This is a genomic window from Corynebacterium silvaticum (assembly GCF_004382825.2).
Lineage (GTDB): Bacteria > Actinomycetota > Actinomycetes > Mycobacteriales > Mycobacteriaceae > Corynebacterium > Corynebacterium silvaticum.
The window spans coordinates 1-17227 of record NZ_SDQO02000003.1 but is presented as its reverse complement, the minus strand read 5'-3'; the positions used below and the strand labels follow the sequence as shown (position 1 = coordinate 17227).

Genomic DNA, 17227 nt, shown 5'->3' with positions numbered 1-17227 from the left:
AAACGCTAGCGCGGCAGGGTATGAAGCGCCTATCCCCCCGAGTGCATGATGTCAGCTCCTTCCGGCACAGTAGCGTCCTGCGGATCATCAAGCCAGCCGTCGGGAAGCGATACCTTAGCCGGTGAACCCTGCCTGCCACGTGCGCTATCTGAGTCTTCTGCCAAAGCCTCGGAATCTGCCCACGGTGCCAAGGCCTCTTTGAGCTCAGCGAGCGTGCTAATGCGGGACAGCGCTCCTCGGAATTCTCCTCCCACGGGGAATCCGCGGAGATACCAGCCCATGTGCTTGCGCATATCGCGGCAGCCCTTGGTTTCGCCTTCATGCTCGACGAGGAGTTCTGCGTGGCGATAGATGATGCGAGTAACTTCTCCCAGGGTGGGCTCCGGAGGGATGTCCTCGCCACGCATGACAGCCGATAGTCCGGCAAAGAGCCACGGCCTGCCCAAGCAGCCCCTGCCCACTACCACGCCGTCGCAGCCAGAGGCTTTGATCATATCGACGGCATCTGTGGGCTTGAAGATGTCGCCATTGCCCAGCACCGGGACATTGGTGCGGGCGAGATGTTCTTTGAGCTTTCCTATTTCGTCCCAGTGGGCATCTCCGGAATATCTCTCGGCGGCGGTGCGAGCATGGAGAGTGACGGCTGCAGCGCCCTCTTCTGCGGCGATCCTTCCTGCGTCAAGATGGGTCAGGTGATCTTGGTCGATGCCCATGCGGAACTTGACCGTTACGGGGATGTTAGTGCCTTCCACGCCTTTGACTGCGGCTGCGACGATATTGCCAAAAAGACGGCGCTTATACGGCAGAGCGGAGCCGCCACCGCGTTTGGTCACCTTGGGAACTGGGCAACCAAAGTTCATGTCTATATGATCTGCGATGCCTTCGTCAGCGATCATCTTTGCTGCTTTGAAGGTGTACTCAGGGTCAACGGTGTACAGCTGAAGCGATCGAACATCTTCGTGGGGCCCAAAAGTGGTCATGTGAAGAGTCTTCTCGTTGCGGTGTACCAGCGCGCGGGCGGTAATCATCTCGCAGATGTAGAGCCCGGAGACTGTTCCGGTTCTTTCGAGTTCTTGCTCTCTGCAAAGGGTGCGGAAAGCTACGTTTGTTACACCTGCCATCGGGGCAAGGGCCACGGCGGAGTCTAGGCTGAGCGCACCAATCTTCAAAGTCACCCGTGTCATTGTTCCTTAAGGGAGCCCTGCTCTCAAATATTCGCTAGAAGAAGTCCGTTATCCTGTGTTTTGTGGCCATACTTGTTCACTTCGGGTGTAGTTGTATGGGGTGCTGTATGCAACCTATTCACAGTATGGGGGATGGCTCTTATTAAGGGGTGTCCCTGTGGCGTTGCCGCCGCATGTGATTGGCGCGTCTAATGACGGTTTGGGGCAAGGCTGGGGGGGATGGTGCAAGGCTTATCGGCGGTCTCGGTGGAACGGGGCTTAAAAAGTGCTTCACACCTCTGAACTGTGTAATCAATCGCACAATCGATTTTATGAATTGTGTCTCTCGTGCAAGTACTCTGAATGAAAGTACCTCTGATTGTCTTTCTTTATGTCAACCATGATGAACTTCCCGGGAACCTGTTCAGTGGCAGATGAAAGCGGGGAAAGCGTATTTACTGATGCTTTACTTTTCCTGAATTCTTGCTGAGTTTCGGCTCTGTGGGGGAATTATGGGTGAAATAGTGAACTAAGCAACAGTGCTCGCATTATTGGACTATTGTGGTGCCCATAACTGAATGGCTGTGATGCCGGTCGCTATTACTCGACGGGTGGAAAGCACGTAATGTCCGAGCCTTCTGCGGATGGGTAAGAACCCACCAGCAGGTTTCTTTGAGGAGGAATAAATGTCTGATCGCATTGCTAACGCACAGTTGCGGGGCAAAATTATGTCGGCACAAGAGGCCGCTCAGTTCGTAGACAACGGCGATAAAGTCGGTGTCTCGGGCTTTACCGGTGCCGGCTACCCAAAGGTTATGCCTGCTGCGATCGCCGAACGTGCAAAGGAAGCACATGCTAAGGGGGAAAGCTACACCATTGACCTCTTCACCGGCGCTTCCACTGCACCGGACTGCGATGGCGTACTGGCAGAAGCCGGCGCTTTGCGTTTCCGAATGCCATATCAGTCAGACCCCAACATGCGTAAGGCTATTAACTCAGGGGACATGCTGTACTCCGATATTCACCTATCGCATTCGGGCGCAATGGTTGCGGAGGGCTTCTTTGGCCAGCTCAACGTGGCCATCGTTGAGGCTGTCCGCATCAAGGAAGATGGCTCGATCGTGCCTTCTTCCTCCGTCGGCAACTCTGTGGAATACCTCGATGCCACAGAAAAGATCATCATCGAGGTTAACTCCTGGCAGTCCGAGCACCTTGAGGGAATGCACGACATTTGGAGAATGCCACGCACCCCGAACCGCATTGCAATCCCCATCAAGAACACCGGTGACCGTATCGGCGATACCTCGATTTCTATCGACCCCAATAAGGTAGTCGCAGTTATCGAGACTGACGCCCCTGACCGCAACGCTCCTTTCAAGCCTCTCGACGACATCTCCCGTGAGATCGCCTCGAACTTCCTGGGCTTCCTCGAAGGCGAAGTGAAAGCTGGTCGCCTCGATTATGACCGCTACATCATGCAGTCCGGCGTGGGCAACGTCCCCAATGCCGTGATGGCAGGCCTGCTGGACTCTAAGTTTGAAAACATCCAGGCTTACACCGAGGTCATCCAAGACGGAATGGTCGACCTGATCGACGCTGGCAAGATGACCGTTGCCTCTGCCACCTCGTTCTCGCTGTCTCCGGAGTATGCGGACAAGATGAATGAGAATGCGGAGTTCTACCGCAAGCACATCGTTCTTCGCCCGCAGCAGATCTCCAACCACCCTGAGGTGATCCGTCGTACCGGACTGATCGCTTCCAACGGCATGATCGAGGCTGACATTTACGGCAACGTGAACTCAACGCACGTCAATGGTGTGCGCATGATGAACGGCATCGGCGGTTCCGGAGACTTCACCCGTAACGCTTTGATCTCCACGTTCATCTCCCCATCGGTGGCTAAGGACGGCGCTATCTCCGCTATCGTTCCTTTCGCATCTCACACTGACCACACGGAGCACGACGTGATGGTTCTTATCACCGAGTACGGTGTCGCAGACTTGCGTGGACTTGCACCACGCGAGCGCGTCCAGAAGGCCATCTCCGTTGCGCACCCGGATTACCGCCCCTTGCTGGAGGAGTACTTCGAGGCAGCAAAGAAGGCAACGCCTTTCATGCAGACCCCGCATGATCTCACCCAGGCATTCTCGTTCCATCAGCGCATGAACGAGACCGGAACAATGGCTAAGTAAACACACACATATTCGTCATCAGCACAGGACGCGTCCACCACGGGCGCGTCTTTTGCTATCCGCGGACGGGTTTTCCCTGTTCGTGGCTGACGATTATGAGGCTGCGGTGGGGCAACGCGCCGGGTAACTGCTGATGAAGCAGGGTATAGAGGATACGAGAGGCGTCGGCGTGGGAGATATGGGCGGTGGGTTCGTCGAGAAGCACAATTGGCGCAGTAGAGCACAAGGCTCGGGCCAGCAATAATCGCCGGCGCTGACCGCTGGAGAGCGAGCTGGCGCCGTCGAGAAGCACCGTATCGAGTCCCTGGTTTGCATCCAGCCACTGGCCTAGGCCCAAATCCCTGAGCGTGGCGTCGATGAGATCATCGGAGGCATCAGGGTTGGCAACGCGGATGTTTTCTCGGATAGTGGTGGAAAAGAGCCACTCGTTTTCGGGATGCATACGGATAAGCGCTCTCTTGGCCTCGGCGGTAGTATCGCCGCCTATCGACGCGCTACCGGCACGAGGCTCCAACAAACCAGCCAGGGTATAGAGCAGCGTGGTTTTTCCGAGTCCGCTAGGCCCGGTAATGAGGAGCCGCTCGTTGGGTGCGAGCGTGAAGTTCCACGTTTTGTCTGTATGCAGGCACTGCAGATGGGAAACGGTGAGCGTCGTATCGTGGGGAAGCTGTGTGGCTGGGTGACGCGGTAACGCCTCGCCGGTTACCTCGGCTAGTGCTTGCGACGCAGTGGACACGACATCTGCATAGACAGATGCTTTTGCCAGCTCGGCATGGGATTCAAAGGCGGCTAAAGACAAGATAACCAGCATCCCCAACCACATCGGTGAACCACCATAATGCTGGACCCCCAGCCACGCTATCCCAAGAACGGTGAGGTCGCAGGATAACGACAGCAAGAATGCCTGAACAGACTCGTTTCGGGTTGCACGGATCTGGTCGTGGGAGGCGCGTCGAGAAGCAGTGGCCGCCGACTCTGCGCGTTGCTGTGCGATGCCTGCGGCGTGGAACTCTACGCGATGAGAGAGCACCCCCTGCAACTGCTGCTCCCACGCGTCCTCCGACTCAACGGCAGCGCGCTGCAACCGCTTGTCGGACGCGCGCCGGGAAAGCCACGGAATGAACACACCCGTAACGCAAAAACCAGCGAGCAGCACTAAATCCGCCGTGGGTAGTAAAAGGGCGGCAAAGGCTACCGCGATAATGGACACCACCAGTGCTGTACCAGCCGGAACGAGCGAGCGGACGATGAGGTCAGTCACCCGCTCGGTGTCCTTGGAAAGACGGGTGAGCTGATCGCCTTGTGTGAGAAGAGCATCGGGGTGAGGCGTTGTTGTCTCAGCGATACTCTGGAAGACAGTGCTGCGGAGGTTTCTCAGTGCGCGTAGTGCCAGCCGGTGTGAGATCAGGCGGTCAATATATCTGAACACAGCCCGGGAAATACCCAGGGCCCTGACCGCAGTGATGGCGATGGCTAAGTCCAAGATCGGAGGCATCTGCCACGCCCGCGTGATAAGCCAACCGGACAAAACAGACAACCCAAGCGCGCTTATAAGAGTGACGCTTGCGGCGGCGATAGCGCCGGCCAGGTCACGGTTGCGCACCCCGCTTTGGCGCAGAAATTTTCTCGTATCATTCATAGTTCCACCACCTGGTGGGCAGCTGTGAGGAGCCGATCATCGTGCGTGGCTATCACTACAGCAGCGCCAGCTGCTGCGCGTTGTTGAATGGCGTCAATCAACGGTGCAATCAGCTCTGGGCTGAGATGAGCACTGGGTTCGTCGAGAAGATAGAGGCTAGCGGGCTGGGCGAGCGAGCGGGTGAGAGCCAGCCGCTGTGCCTGCCCGGTGGAAACACCCGTGCCAGGGCTCATCTGACGTTCAGGCGGCAGTTGTACATCAAGTTGTGCCATATATGCCTCTACGGCGGCGGGATCGCACTGGCCAAACACATGGAGGTTCTCATCCACCGTTCCCTCCAGAAAATAGGGCTGAGCGGCGAGATAAGAAATGGATTCTAATGGCGGGGCCGTGATAGTCCCGGTGTAAGGAAGAACGCCGAGAACAGCAAGAAATGTTGTGGACTTACCGGAACCGTTGCCACCCAATAAGACGGTGATGCGTCCACGAGGTGCGTTAAAGCTGAGGTTGTGGGGCAAGATGCCGTCGCGGCCTGCCACGCTGAGTCCTCGGACACACAGTTCCCCAGCGGGTTCATGCGTCGGCGATACATGCGACGGGGGAGCGTCTTTGATCAGCTGAAACACCTGGTTTGCTGCCGTGAGCCCGTCAGCTGAGGCATGGAAAGCAGCACCTACCCTGCGCAAGGGTGCATAGACCTCAGGTACCACAATAAGGATGATCAGCCCCGCTTCCAAGGATATTTCTCCGTGCACCAAACGCAGCCCGATGCCCACTGCTACTAGCGCGACAGAGAGCGTGGCAATAAATTCCAGAGCAAAGGAAGAGAGGAAGGCTAGCCGGAGAACAGACATCGTGGTGCGAGCATGGCGGGTGCCGCTGCGCCGTATTTCTTCCGCTGGACCTGCAGTGTTTCCCAATGCTTTAAGGGTAAGTGTCCCGGATAATAAATCCACGAGCTGTCCGTTGAGAATCCCGGTCTCCTGCAGACGACGCTGGGTAGCGGTGCGGGTGAGCGTACCGATGAGCACCATAAAAAGGGGTATGAGTGGAATCGTGACTGCTGCGAGAATCCCCGAAGGAAGGTCGAGCAGACTAATGACGAGGATCGCGGAGGGGGTAGCGATGCACATTGCGAGCAGCGCCGGAAGGTAATCGCTGAAGTATCCGCGCAAGCCGCCAAGTCCCTCACCTAAGAGAGTGCGCCAGTGCGCAGATTCTTCTTGCACCTCACGGGGGTCTTTGCGTCGCAAAGCGTCAAGTGCCTGAGATCTTAATTGGTCTATTGCGTTGCCGCAGCTGACGTGCGCCCAGTGGCGCGCTGCACCTGTTACTAGTGCGAGCGCAACCATGACTATCAGCGTGCTTATCCAATACCAGGAAGAAATATCCGGGATGGTCTGGTTACTAAAAGTAGTAATCACGCGTGCCACAAGGGTTCCGATGAGGAAGCCCCTCGCAATCACCAGGCAACTACGCACCCCTTCTGCCACGCCAGCACCGATGAGGAACTTTTGTGTGGCAGGAGTACTACGTACGAGGTCGATATTGATCGGCCCATTCATAGAGCGCACCTAATCGCGATGGACGATGACTCTGGCGCGGAATACCCAGTAGGTCCATCCTTGGTAGAGCAAAACCAACGGGGTAATAAGAACCGCAGCCCAGGTCATGACCTTGAGCGTGTAGGCAGAGCTTGCGGCGTTGTAAATGTCGAGCCCAACGCCATCGGTGAGAGTAGTCGGAAGCAAAGATGGGAACAGCGAGCCAAAAAGCAACACGGAGACCGCGCAAATGAGAACAGCCGTTGCGCTAAAGGCCCAGCCGGCACGTCGGAAGCTTAACGACGCCACCACAGCCGCGCACGCCGCAACAATGACCGCGACCACTGCCCACGTCCAGGTTTTGCCAAAGGAAAGTTGCGTCCACAAGGCAAAGGCGGCACCAACGGCAATAGTTGGCCCAATCATTATGCGTGCAGCACGGTGAACCGGCTGGATGTCTGTTTTTAGAGCCAAGAACGTGGCCCCATGGAGGAGGAATACCGCAACAAATGCAACACCTCCTAGCAGCGCAAAGGGATTCAAAAGCGCCAATAAACCGTGTAGCCCGGAATCTATCTGTCGGTTGGCATCTACTGCGACACCACGCACGATGTTGGCAAAAGCAACGCCCCACAATAATGCTGGGACCCAGCTTCCAATGCCGATGCCACGGTCGCACCAGTGGCGCCAGGCAGCAGTGTCAGCTTTAGAGCGCCATTCCAATGCGACTCCGCGCAGGATCAAACTGATCAGGATGAGGAATAACGGCAGGTAAAAGCCTGAAAACATGGTGGCATACCACTCAGGGAACGCTGCAAAGAGCGCACCTCCAGCGGTGATCAGCCAGACCTCGTTACCGTCCCACACCGGGCCGATGGCTTTGACAGCAGCATCGCGTTCGCAGTGCTTGAGGAAGGGCAACAGCATGCCTACGCCGAAGTCGAACCCCTCAAGGATGAAGTAGCCGGTAAACAGGAATCCCACGAGGATAAACCAAATGATGTGCAGGTCCATCTGTTAGCTCCTACTTTCACGGTCGGTTGAGGGCTTGTCTTTGCCAAACTGCAGAACGTGCACGGACGAGTCTTCATCGTGCGGAGTGACAAGAGGTGCGGAGTCCACATTGGTGGGCATTCCCTCCACAACTTTCTTCTTCATCAACCAGAACCAGACACAGGCCAGAGCACCATAAACGAGGGTGAAACCGATGAGAGACGTAAAGACTACCCACACTGGGTTGTTAGACACGCCAAAGTCAACGATGAGATGAATACGATCTGCGTTGTCTGGGGAGCCAGGCGCCACATCTGGGTTGGGGGCGACTACCCACGGCTGCCGACCCATCTCGGTGAAGACCCATCCCGCTGAGTTGGCAAGGAAGGGGAAAGGCACAGCGATTAATGCGCCAATGCCCATCCAACGAGCACGCGGGACTGCACCCCGTCGGGTGTACCAGAGGCCCACGACAGCAAGCACTATCGACGCCAGCATTAACCCAATCATCGCGCGGAATGACCAGTACGTGACAAACAGATTAGGCGTGTAATTGCCAGGGCCGTAGAGCTGTTCGTACTGCTTCTGCAGCTGTTCTACACCCTGCAATGTCACACCGCTGAACTTATTGGTGGCAAGGAAACTCAAGATGCCGGGCAACTCAATGAGATGCTTTACCGCTCCACAATCGTTATGGGTTCCTACGGATAAAACTGAGAAATAGGGGTCTTTGGCGGTTTGGCACAAGGACTCTGCAGCAGCCATCTTCATTGGCTGCTGGACAAACATGAGTTTTCCTTGAATGTCTCCAGTAAGACCCAATCCTGCGGCGCTTAAGAGCGTGACCCACGACCCGATGCGTAAGAGAGGCCGCCATACAGAAGCTGCTTCTTCGCGCTTTTCTGCGGACTTACTTCGGGCTTCTTTAATCATCCACCAACCAGCAATTCCCGCGACAAAGGTGCCTGCGGTAAGCAACGAACCGGTTACCGCGTGAGGCCACGCAGCAAGAGCGGTGGGGTTTGTCAGCAACTCGGTGAGAGAGACGAGCTCGGCTCGCCCAGTATCGGGATTAAAGATAGCTCCCACCGGGTGCTGCATAAAGGAGTTGGCGACGATAATGAAGTAAGCGGAAACATTGACGGCTATGGCAACAAGCCAGATGGACGCCAGGTGAGCCCATCGGGGCAAACGCCCCCAGCCAAAGATCCACAGTCCAAGGAAGGTGGACTCCACGAAGAATGCGACGAGGCCTTCTAGCGCGAGTGGTGCTCCAAAGACGTCACCGACAAACCTGGAGTACTCGCTCCATGCCATTCCGAATTGGAACTCTTGCACAATGCCGGTGACCACGCCCATGGCAAAGTTCACCAGGAAGAGAGTGCCAAAAAATTTTGTGGCTCGTAGCCACTTGTCTTTGTTAGTGAGTACCCAAGCAGTTTGAAAGCCTGCGACTATCGGTGCTAGCCCGATTGTGAGTGGTACAAAAATAAAGTGGTAAACAGTTGTGATTCCAAACTGCCACCGTGAAATATCAACCAGATCCATGGGAACTGCTTTCAGGGAAAATCGGGATAAAACCTTAAGGAAATACTACGGTAACTTAACTGTCGCTAAACGTGGCTAAAAAGTTTCCGACTGTGACAACTTTCATCGAGGGACGGGGGTGTGGCCTGTTGTGTCACATGACGCGCGATTTGCGGGAGTTTTTGTGTGGGGGAGTGATGAGGGTGCAGGGAAAACCTGAGCGGTGGGGGTTGGATTTCGCACTTGAGGGATGAAAGTAGTAAAGTGCCAAACGCACCGGCAAAACGGTGATGGGCCTTTAGCTCAGTTGGTAGAGCTACGGACTTTTAATCCGCAGGTCCCGGGTTCGAGCCCCGGAGGGCCCACTTTTATGCAGGCCAGGAAGTATCTATTTACTGCCTGGCCTGTTTTTGTTTTAGTGCGTAATGGGAGGCCTCGTGTTGCCTGCATTGGCCGGTGTCGGTGGGAACCTTTCTGGGGCTTGACGCTTCTTGCTTCATATATTGGAAGGAAAGAAGCACTTTTACCTGCTGTTTTGTGATTATTGGAACATCAAGTATAGTTCTCTGCAGTCGAGCCGCTCAGCTAGCTGAGTATGGTGAAGCTTGCTCCCATCGTCTAGGGGCCTAGGACACCGCCCTTTCACGGCGGCGACACGGGTTCGAATCCCGTTGGGAGTACCACCACTTTTGTGGTTTTGTGATACGGCCCTGTGGCGCAGTTGGTTAGCGCGCCGCCCTGTCACGGCGGAGGTCGCGGGTTCAAGTCCCGTCAGGGTCGCAAAAAGCGGCGAGTTTTTACTCGCCGCTTTTTGCATGTTCTTAGTAGCTTACGGGGGTGAAGCGGAGGGCTTATGATGCGTGATTGCACTACCTTGGGTAATCGACACCGCTAAGGTGAATCACGGAACTAGAATTTTCTGAGGTGTACTAGTTATGTCTTACTCGCTTCAACTTCCTGGCTACAGCATTGGCAAAGATGCGTATGGGAAAATTGATGAGGTCATTGCTGCTTATGGATACCGTGCAGTAGTTATCGGGGGTAAAACCGCCATAGAGAAAACCCGTGAAGCTTTTGAGATTGCACAAGCAAGCCAAGATTTTGTTATCGAGGACTGGATTGTTTACGGGCATAATTCCACGTACGCCAACGTCGATAAGCTATGTAGCCTTGAATCGGTGCGCGACGCAGAGGTCATCTTCGGTGTTGGGGGCGGCCGGGCAGTTGACACCGTTAAGGTTGTTGCAGCGCGGTTGGGAAAGCCCCTGTTCAACTTTCCTACGGTGGGCTCTAATTGCGCGGCGGCGACAAATCTATCCGTGATGTACAAGGAAGATGACGCCCTGGACGGCTATGACTACCAACCAGGACCTTGTCAGCATGTATTTATCAATACTTCCGTGATCGCGCATTCCCCGGTAGATCTCTTCTGGGCGGGCATTGCCGACGGCATGTCAAAAGAATGCGAAGTCAAATTGCAATCCCGGGGCAAAGAATTGACCAGTGCCCCACTGATGGGCCGTCATTTGAGCTCAGCCGTGACTCCTGCACTCATGGAGTATGGATTCCAGGCCCTTCAGGATTGCAAGAACGCTAAGCCTTCAACTGCCATTGAAGAAGTGGCCCTGGCGATCATTATGACCTGTGGATACGTATCTAATATGACAGTCGATCCGGGACAAACGTATTACTACAATTCCGCATTGGCGCATGCTTTCTATAACTCCACTACCGCGATACCTCGTTGCGTCGGTGTGCATCTGCATGGCGAGATCGTGTCCTATGGAGTGTTGGCGCTCTTGCAGTATGACCAAGATTTTGATCGCAAAGATCGTTACGTGGAGTTTTATAAAACCATGGGCTTCCCATTGACGCTTGCGGATCTGGATCTTAGTGAGTCTGATGTTCCGGCGATTATGGAAAGAATTCCGGCTACCACCGAGTGGAAAGTCGGAGAGTACGACTTTGATCGATTCGCCCGGGCGATCATTGAAGCTCAGGTCTTGGACTAGTCAGGATTTCAATCATAGTTTCCTGCCCGCACGCTGGGGATTTGTGCGAGGTGACGACTACTGTGTAAAGTTTTACCTCGTGCAAAGGGGAGCGATGCTTACCGGATTGCATACAAATAAATATGGCCCTGTGGCGCAGTTGGTTAGCGCGCCGCCCTGTCACGGCGGAGGTCGCGGGTTCAAGTCCCGTCAGGGTCGCGGATCACTTTTGTGGTCAGTGGCGCGGTAGCTCAGTCGGTAGAGCGTCCGCCTGAAAAGTGGAAGGTCACCAGTTCGATCCTGGTCCGTGCCACCACCGAAGCCTCATCCTCGTTGAGGATGGGGCTTCTTTTTGTGTTGCTGGGGACGTCGAAACGCTTAATGGAACATCGGACAGTGATGCGTTGTTGTAGAGAGTACTTGGACGCTACAACTCATCAGGGGATAGCTATGACACAGAACTCTCATAACATCATTGCAGTAGAACATGAGCCGGAGCAGAGCCGTTTTGTTGTTTACAAAGACGGGAAGCCCGGAGGATTCGCCAGTTACGTTGAACGCGGCCAGTCTCGCGACTTCAACCACACGGTGGTAGATTCTGCATTCCGTGGGCAGGGGCTATCCAAACCGCTGATTAAGCAGGCCCTTGAGAGCAGCCATGCAGATGGTTTTTCTATCGTTCCCACGTGTTCTGCGGTGGAAGGATTTATTGCTAAAAATCCTGAGTACCAGGATTTCGTTGTTTAGCGCGAAAATTTAAAAAAGAAGCAGTCGGAGACGACTGCTTCTTAAACGTTTGATGGCTGTATTAGATGTAGTAATCCGGATCCACGAGTTTGATCTTTTCTCCGGCCCCACGGGGGCGGTTTTTCGCGGGGATTCCCACAGCTATGTGGTTAGTCGGGACATCTTTTGTTACTACGGCGTTAGCGCCAATGGCACTTCCTTCGCCGATAGTGATGGGACCTAGGACTTTAGCGCCTGCGCCAATCGTTACGTTATCTTCCACAGTCGGATGGCGCTTTGTTTGGGTGAGAACCTGTCCGCCGAGGGTTACGCCGTGGTACAACATAACGCCTTCCCCGATCTCCGCGGTCTCTCCGATGACTATGCCCATGCCGTGGTCGATAAAGAACCGACGGCCGATGGTTGCACCGGGGTGGATCTCAATGCCAGTGAGGAATCGTGTGAATTGGGATAGGAGACGCGCTGGCCCCTTATAGCCTTTCTTCCAGAGCGCGTGTGCCACTCGGTGTGACCAAATGGCGTGTAGTCCGGAATAAACAATGGCGTTTTCCACGTCACCGCGTGCCGCAGGATCATGATCCCGTGCATTTGCTAGGTCCTCGCGAATCACCTTGACGATGTTGTACATGGTTGTTGAGCCTATCAGTCTGTCTTTTCCTGCTGAGGCGATTCAGATTGTGACTATTATCTGGGTGAACCTTCTATAGGAATGAGCTTGTTTAAGGGGTACAACCCACTGCAGGAAAAATAAATTCCCCACGCTTATGACTAGCGTGGGGCTAAAAAGAAGTTTTTAGTCGCGGATGTCGTCGAATAAGGCAGTGGAGACGTAGCGCTCGCCGTAATCTGGAACGACGGTGACGATGGTCTTGCCTTCATTTTCTGGGCGGGCAGCTATTTCAAGAGCTGCCTTGAGGTTTGCGCCTGCGGAAATACCTCCGAGGATGCCTTCCTGGGCTGCCATTTGGCGGGAAGTCGCAATGGCGTCCTCGTTGGTCACCGTGAGAACTTCCTCGTAGATCTTCTGATTGAGGACCTCGGGGATAAAGTTGGCACCTAGACCTTGAATCTTGTGGGGGCCGGCTTTACCGGTGGTCAGTAGGGGAGAGGCTGCTGGTTCGACGGCATAAATCTTAATGTCTGGGTTGTGCTTCTTTAATGTCTCACCTGCACCTGTTATTGTTCCGCCTGTGCCGATGCCAGCTACGAAAATATCAACCTGGCCCTCGGTATCGTTCCAGATTTCTTCACCTGTGGTGTTGCGGTGGATCTCTGGGTTTGCGGCATTGGCAAACTGGCTGGCCAAAATAGCATTGCCTCGCTCGCGGACGATCTCATTGGCTTTATCCACGGCCCCTTGCATGCCTGCGGCACCAGGAGTCAGGATGATTTCTGCCCCATATGCACGGAGCATGACGCGGCGTTCCAAAGACATTGTTTCCGGCATGGTCAGCACAACGTCATAGCCACGGGCTGCGCCGACGAGCGCAAGCGCAATGCCTGTGTTTCCGGACGTTGCTTCGACTATGGTGCCACCAGGTTTAAGCACACCAGATGCCTCTGCAGCATCCACAATGGCTTTACCAATCCGGTCCTTAACCGAATTAGCTGGGTTAAAGGACTCTACTTTTACCAGCACGTTGCCTGGAAGGTCCTGTGCTAGACGGTTAATGCGAACAATTGGTGTATTGCCAATGGTGTCCAAAATGTTGTCATAGACCTTAGCCATAGCTGTTGGGGCTCCTTAGTCAGATTAATTCTACGTAGATATCAGTAGATAGCAGCACAATTGTGCGCTTTACCGTGACCTTACTCTTCCTCAGCGAAAAAGACCAGACAGGTTAGTCTTTATATATGGACAAATCTGTCTATATATGTCCAGGTGTGGCTCTTTTTGTCCCGGCGGCATGTATCCATGAAATGGCAGGAAAATGGGTTTCTATATGGTAAATTCTTATGTAAATAATATCCAAATCATGGTTTTATATGGGGTGTATATAGATGAGGTCTAAGCTAGTTCCCGCGATTGTGGTGAAATACATCACACAATAATGACGCTTTTGTTTTTCTTTTCGGACAAAACGGACATTTGGGATGGTTGACCTGACTCTGGGTTGGGGAATTTAAGGGCTGTAGGGGAATAGAAATTGGGAAAGTGGAGGTGGATATTTTCACCGAATGCACTATCGTGGAAAGTGCATAATATTTACATTTTGCGTGAGTATGCAGGACTATTTGCGTAATTTATCCGGCATGATGGGATTTTTAATCTTTAAATATGTGAAATCTGCGTGCGTTACTGAAAACCATCTCGAGCTGGAAGTGCACCCCTGCGTTCCGACAAAACGGACATATTAAAAACGACACGTCGGACCGGAGGGCTTTTGACTACCCCCGTAAAGTAGATATACTTTCGCCAGTTGCACATTTTCGCTCAGGAATGGATCAAACGAACCAACGAATCTGTTGGGTGTTTGCCTGACCGGGCGTCTGACAGGAGGCTTACAGTGGAAGCTCAACGCGTCAAAGATGATGACGATGCGATCCGCTCTGCGCTGGCATCACTGAAAAATGCCACTGGTATCCCGGTGACTATGTACGCGACCGTTCAGTCGGATAATCGCCTGCTGATTAATCAGTGGGTGGGTTTGCGTACCCCCGCGCTTCAGAATCTCACGATTGAAAGTGGCGTGGGTGTTGGCGGGCGAGTGGTCAAGACTCGCCGTCCAGTAGGTGTGAGCGATTACATGCGGGCTAACGTGATCTCACATGATCTGGATCCTGTCATCCAGGACGAGGGCTTACATTCGATCGTGGCCGTCCCTGTTATCGTGCATCGCGAGGTTCGCGGTGTCCTGTACGTTGGCGTGCATTCTCCGGTGCGTCTTGGTGACAAAGTGATTGAAGAAGTCACCATGACCGCGCGCGTCCTGGAACAAGATCTCGCTATTATTGCTGCTTCTCGACGCTCCGAGGGGCTGCGCGGCGCAGCCAAGCAGGGGCGCATGATGAACGGCGCCGAGTGGGAGCAGATTAGAGCTACTCACTCCAAGCTGCGGATGCTTGCTAACCGCATCGAGCATGAAGAGCTGCGCCAAGAGCTTGAAGAGCTCTGCGATCAGATGGTCGCTCCTGTACACGTCAAGCAAACCACCAAGCTTTCTGCTCGTGAACTTGATGTTCTCTCTTGCGTGGCTCTCGGACACACCAATGTCGAGGCTGCTGAGGAAATGGGAATCGGCGCAGAAACAGTGAAGAGCTACTTGCGCTCTGTGATGCGTAAGTTGGGTGCTCACACCCGCTACGAGGCCGTGAATGCGGCCCGCCGCATCGGCGCGCTGCCCTGATAGAGGGCGTGCATGAAGGAACAAGGGTAAGAGATTTTCTCTTACCCTTGTTTGTCTATCGAGGGATTAGCGGCTTCCTCCCGGAACCCATTTCACGTCATTGCTATCGTTTGCTACTCGGCTCAGGATGAACAATAAATCGCTGAGCCTGTTGAGGTATTTAGCTGGTAACACAGAGGTGGTGTCTGGGTGAGCCTCTATGGCTCCCCACGCTGCGCGTTCTGCGCGACGGGCGATAGTCCGTGCAGAATGCAGCAATGCAGCCGCCGGTGTGCCACCTGGGAGGATGAAGGAGTTGAGCTTTTCTAGGTTCTCGTTGAAAAAGTCGCAGTCTTTTTCCAGGTTGTCTATATAGGATTGCTCAATGCGTAGGGGCGGGTATTTGGGATTCTCGGCGATGGGGGTAGCCAGGTCTGCGCCGGCGTCGAAAAGCTCATTTTGGATGCGGCGTAAGCATGCGCCGACTGTGTCAGGTACCTCGGATAGCGCCAAAACTACGCCGAGCACTGCGTTGAGCTCATCGCAATCTGCGTAGGCGACAAGCCTGGGGTCGTTTTTGGAAACTCGGGAGAAATCGGAGAGTCCGGTGGTTCCATCGTCACCGGTACGCGTGTAAATCTTTGTTAAATGAACAGCCATAAGCCCAACCTACGTGAGAAGTCAGTAGGGTTGGGAGGGTGAAAGAAAGATTTCTAGTGACGGGTGGGGCCCGACTCGAAGGCTCCGTACGGGTAAGTGGCGCAAAAAACAGCGTTCTCAAACTTATGGCGGCAGCTCTGCTTGCGGAGGGAACAACCACCCTAACTAACTGTCCGCAGATTTTGGACGTTCCCTACATGATCCGGGTGCTTGAAGGCCTGGGATGCTCAGTGGAATCCGATAATGGGACAGTGTGTATTAGCACCCCCGCGGAGATCTCTAGCGATGCGGATTTTGATGCCGTGCGACAGTTCCGTGCGTCGGTGTGCGTGCTGGGTCCGCTGACCTCGCGTTGCGGTCGAGCCGTTGTGGCCTTGCCCGGCGGCGATGCCATTGGTAGCCGACCTTTGGATATGCATCAGAGCGGTCTGGAAAAACTCGGTGCCAAGACACGTATTCAGCACGGTGCTGTTGTCGCGGAAGCAGAGCAGCTTAGAGGTGCCAAAATTACGCTCGATTTCCCTTCCGTGGGAGCGACGGAAAATATCCTCACCGCCGCAGTGCTTGCCGACGGCACCACCATCCTTGATAACGCAGCCCGTGAGCCCGAGATCCTCGACCTATGCACCATGCTTAAAGAGATGGGTGCCGATATCTCCGGCGAGGGAACCTCAACGATCACCATCACCGGTGTGGATAAGCTCTATCCTACGGAGCATGAAGTGATTGGCGACCGCATCGTTGCGGGAACTTGGGCGTATGCCGCAGCTATGACCCAGGGTGACATCACTGTCGGCGGCATTGCGCCGCGGAACCTCCACTTGCCACTGGAGAAGCTCAAGGTAGCTGGCGCGGAAGTTGAAACATATGAGCATGGATTCCGTGTGCGTATGAACCGTCGCCCGCAGGCCGTTGATTATCAAACGTTGCCTTTCCCGGGTTTCCCTACAGATCTCCAGCCGATGGCCATCGGAATTGCGACCGTGGCTCAAGGAACCTCTGTGATCACAGAGAACATCTTTGAAGCACGCTTCCGCTTTGTCGACGAACTGATGCGGCTTGGTGCAGACGCCACTGTGGATGGACACCACGTTGTTTTACGCGGAGTGGAACAGCTGTCTTCTACTCCCGTGTGGAGCTCAGACATTAGGGCCGGTGCCGGATTAGTTCTTGCCGGCTTGTGCGCGGAGGGAGTCACCGAAGTTAACGATGTCTTCCATATCGATCGCGGATATCCCAATTTTGTTGAGGATTTACGATGTTTAGGCGCCACCATCGAGCGAGTAGTCGATTAAACACTCTTTCAATCCCCAGCTTCACGCCTGTGAGCTGGGGATTTGTGTGTTCTGTAAGTGGTGTGTAACTTTATGTGAGTCGCCGCGACCGACAGCGCCCCTCACAGAGGCAAACACCACGAAGGTGATTGTGAATCAGTGAGTGTAAGG

The 17227-nt window shown here is 54.4% G+C and carries 13 protein-coding genes and 5 tRNA genes; 10 read left to right on the top strand and 8 right to left on the bottom strand.

What is annotated here, in order from left to right; all coding sequences use genetic code 11:
• Positions 1-29: 29 nt before the first annotated feature.
• A complete protein-coding gene (gene dusB / locus ET810_RS08125; protein WP_087454473.1) occupies positions 30-1175 on the bottom strand; it encodes a tRNA dihydrouridine synthase DusB in 1146 nt (381 codons plus the stop codon).
• Between the two features lie 674 nt (positions 1176-1849).
• Here dusB and ET810_RS08120 point away from each other — a divergent pair.
• Positions 1850-3355 carry an acetyl-CoA hydrolase/transferase family protein gene (locus tag ET810_RS08120; protein WP_087454472.1) on the top strand — a complete coding sequence of 502 codons (1506 nt, stop codon included), beginning with the start codon at positions 1850-1852 and terminating at the stop codon, positions 3353-3355.
• Between the two features lie 55 nt (positions 3356-3410).
• On the opposite strand, the gene cydC is transcribed toward ET810_RS08120, so the two are convergent.
• Genes cydC through ET810_RS08100 form a run of 4 tightly spaced genes read right to left on the bottom strand, consistent with a single transcriptional unit; the run spans position 3411 to position 9079 of the window.
• Positions 3411-4994, bottom strand: coding sequence for a thiol reductant ABC exporter subunit CydC (gene cydC / locus ET810_RS08115; RefSeq protein WP_087454471.1), 1584 nt, complete (start codon positions 4992-4994; stop codon positions 3411-3413).
• Positions 4991-6559 carry an ATP-binding cassette domain-containing protein gene (locus tag ET810_RS08110; RefSeq protein WP_087454470.1) on the bottom strand — a complete coding sequence of 523 codons (1569 nt, stop codon included), beginning with the start codon at positions 6557-6559 and terminating at the stop codon, positions 4991-4993. Before ET810_RS08110 ends, cydC begins: the two co-directional genes overlap by 4 nt.
• A 9-nt stretch (positions 6560-6568) precedes the next feature.
• Positions 6569-7552: a cytochrome d ubiquinol oxidase subunit II gene (gene cydB / locus ET810_RS08105; RefSeq protein WP_087454469.1), complete on the bottom strand. Its 984-nt coding sequence runs from the start codon at positions 7550-7552 to the stop codon at positions 6569-6571.
• Between the two features lie 3 nt (positions 7553-7555).
• The gene (locus tag ET810_RS08100; protein ID WP_087454468.1) at positions 7556-9079 is read right to left on the bottom strand and encodes a cytochrome ubiquinol oxidase subunit I; all 1524 of its coding nucleotides are present in this window, start codon (positions 9077-9079) and stop codon (positions 7556-7558) included.
• Positions 9080-9350: 271 nt separating this feature from the next.
• Between ET810_RS08100 and ET810_RS08095 the strand changes: the two genes are divergently transcribed.
• From ET810_RS08095 to ET810_RS08065, 7 genes are all read left to right on the top strand, one after another.
• Positions 9351-9423: transfer RNA gene (locus ET810_RS08095), tRNA-Lys, on the top strand.
• A gap of 242 nt (positions 9424-9665) precedes the next feature.
• A tRNA-Glu gene (locus ET810_RS08090) sits at positions 9666-9741 on the top strand.
• A 23-nt stretch (positions 9742-9764) separates the two neighbouring features.
• Positions 9765-9838: transfer RNA gene (locus ET810_RS08085), tRNA-Asp, on the top strand.
• A 155-nt stretch (positions 9839-9993) separates the two neighbouring features.
• Entirely contained in the window at positions 9994-11070 is a 1077-nt protein-coding gene (locus tag ET810_RS08080) for an iron-containing alcohol dehydrogenase family protein (RefSeq protein WP_087454467.1), read from the top strand.
• Between the two features lie 124 nt (positions 11071-11194).
• Positions 11195-11268 (top strand) — tRNA-Asp (locus ET810_RS08075).
• Between the two features lie 21 nt (positions 11269-11289).
• Positions 11290-11365 (top strand) — tRNA-Phe (locus tag ET810_RS08070).
• Positions 11366-11499: 134 nt separating this feature from the next.
• Entirely contained in the window at positions 11500-11796 is a 297-nt protein-coding gene (locus tag ET810_RS08065) for a GNAT family N-acetyltransferase (protein ID WP_134316379.1), read from the top strand.
• A gap of 61 nt (positions 11797-11857) precedes the next feature.
• On the opposite strand, the gene epsC is transcribed toward ET810_RS08065, so the two are convergent.
• Together epsC and cysK are read right to left on the bottom strand one after the other, a co-directional pair.
• Positions 11858-12424, bottom strand: coding sequence for a serine O-acetyltransferase EpsC (epsC, locus tag ET810_RS08060; RefSeq protein ID WP_087454465.1), 567 nt, complete (start codon positions 12422-12424; stop codon positions 11858-11860).
• Between the two features lie 165 nt (positions 12425-12589).
• A complete protein-coding gene (cysK, locus tag ET810_RS08055; RefSeq protein WP_087454464.1) occupies positions 12590-13525 on the bottom strand; it encodes a cysteine synthase A in 936 nt (311 codons plus the stop codon).
• 778 nt (positions 13526-14303) lie between these two features.
• On the opposite strand from cysK, the gene ramA reads away from it, so the two are divergent.
• Positions 14304-15143, top strand: a complete 840-nt coding sequence (gene ramA, locus ET810_RS08045; protein ID WP_013912216.1) for an acetate metabolism transcriptional regulator RamA — start codon at positions 14304-14306, stop codon at positions 15141-15143.
• Between the two features lie 66 nt (positions 15144-15209).
• Here the strand turns inward: ramA and ET810_RS08040 are convergent, their stop codons facing one another.
• The gene (locus ET810_RS08040; RefSeq protein ID WP_087454463.1) at positions 15210-15782 is read right to left on the bottom strand and encodes a cob(I)yrinic acid a,c-diamide adenosyltransferase; all 573 of its coding nucleotides are present in this window, start codon (positions 15780-15782) and stop codon (positions 15210-15212) included.
• Positions 15783-15820: 38 nt separating this feature from the next.
• On the opposite strand from ET810_RS08040, the gene murA reads away from it, so the two are divergent.
• Entirely contained in the window at positions 15821-17077 is a 1257-nt protein-coding gene (murA, locus tag ET810_RS08035) for a UDP-N-acetylglucosamine 1-carboxyvinyltransferase (RefSeq protein WP_087454462.1), read from the top strand.
• Positions 17078-17227 lie beyond the last annotated feature (150 nt).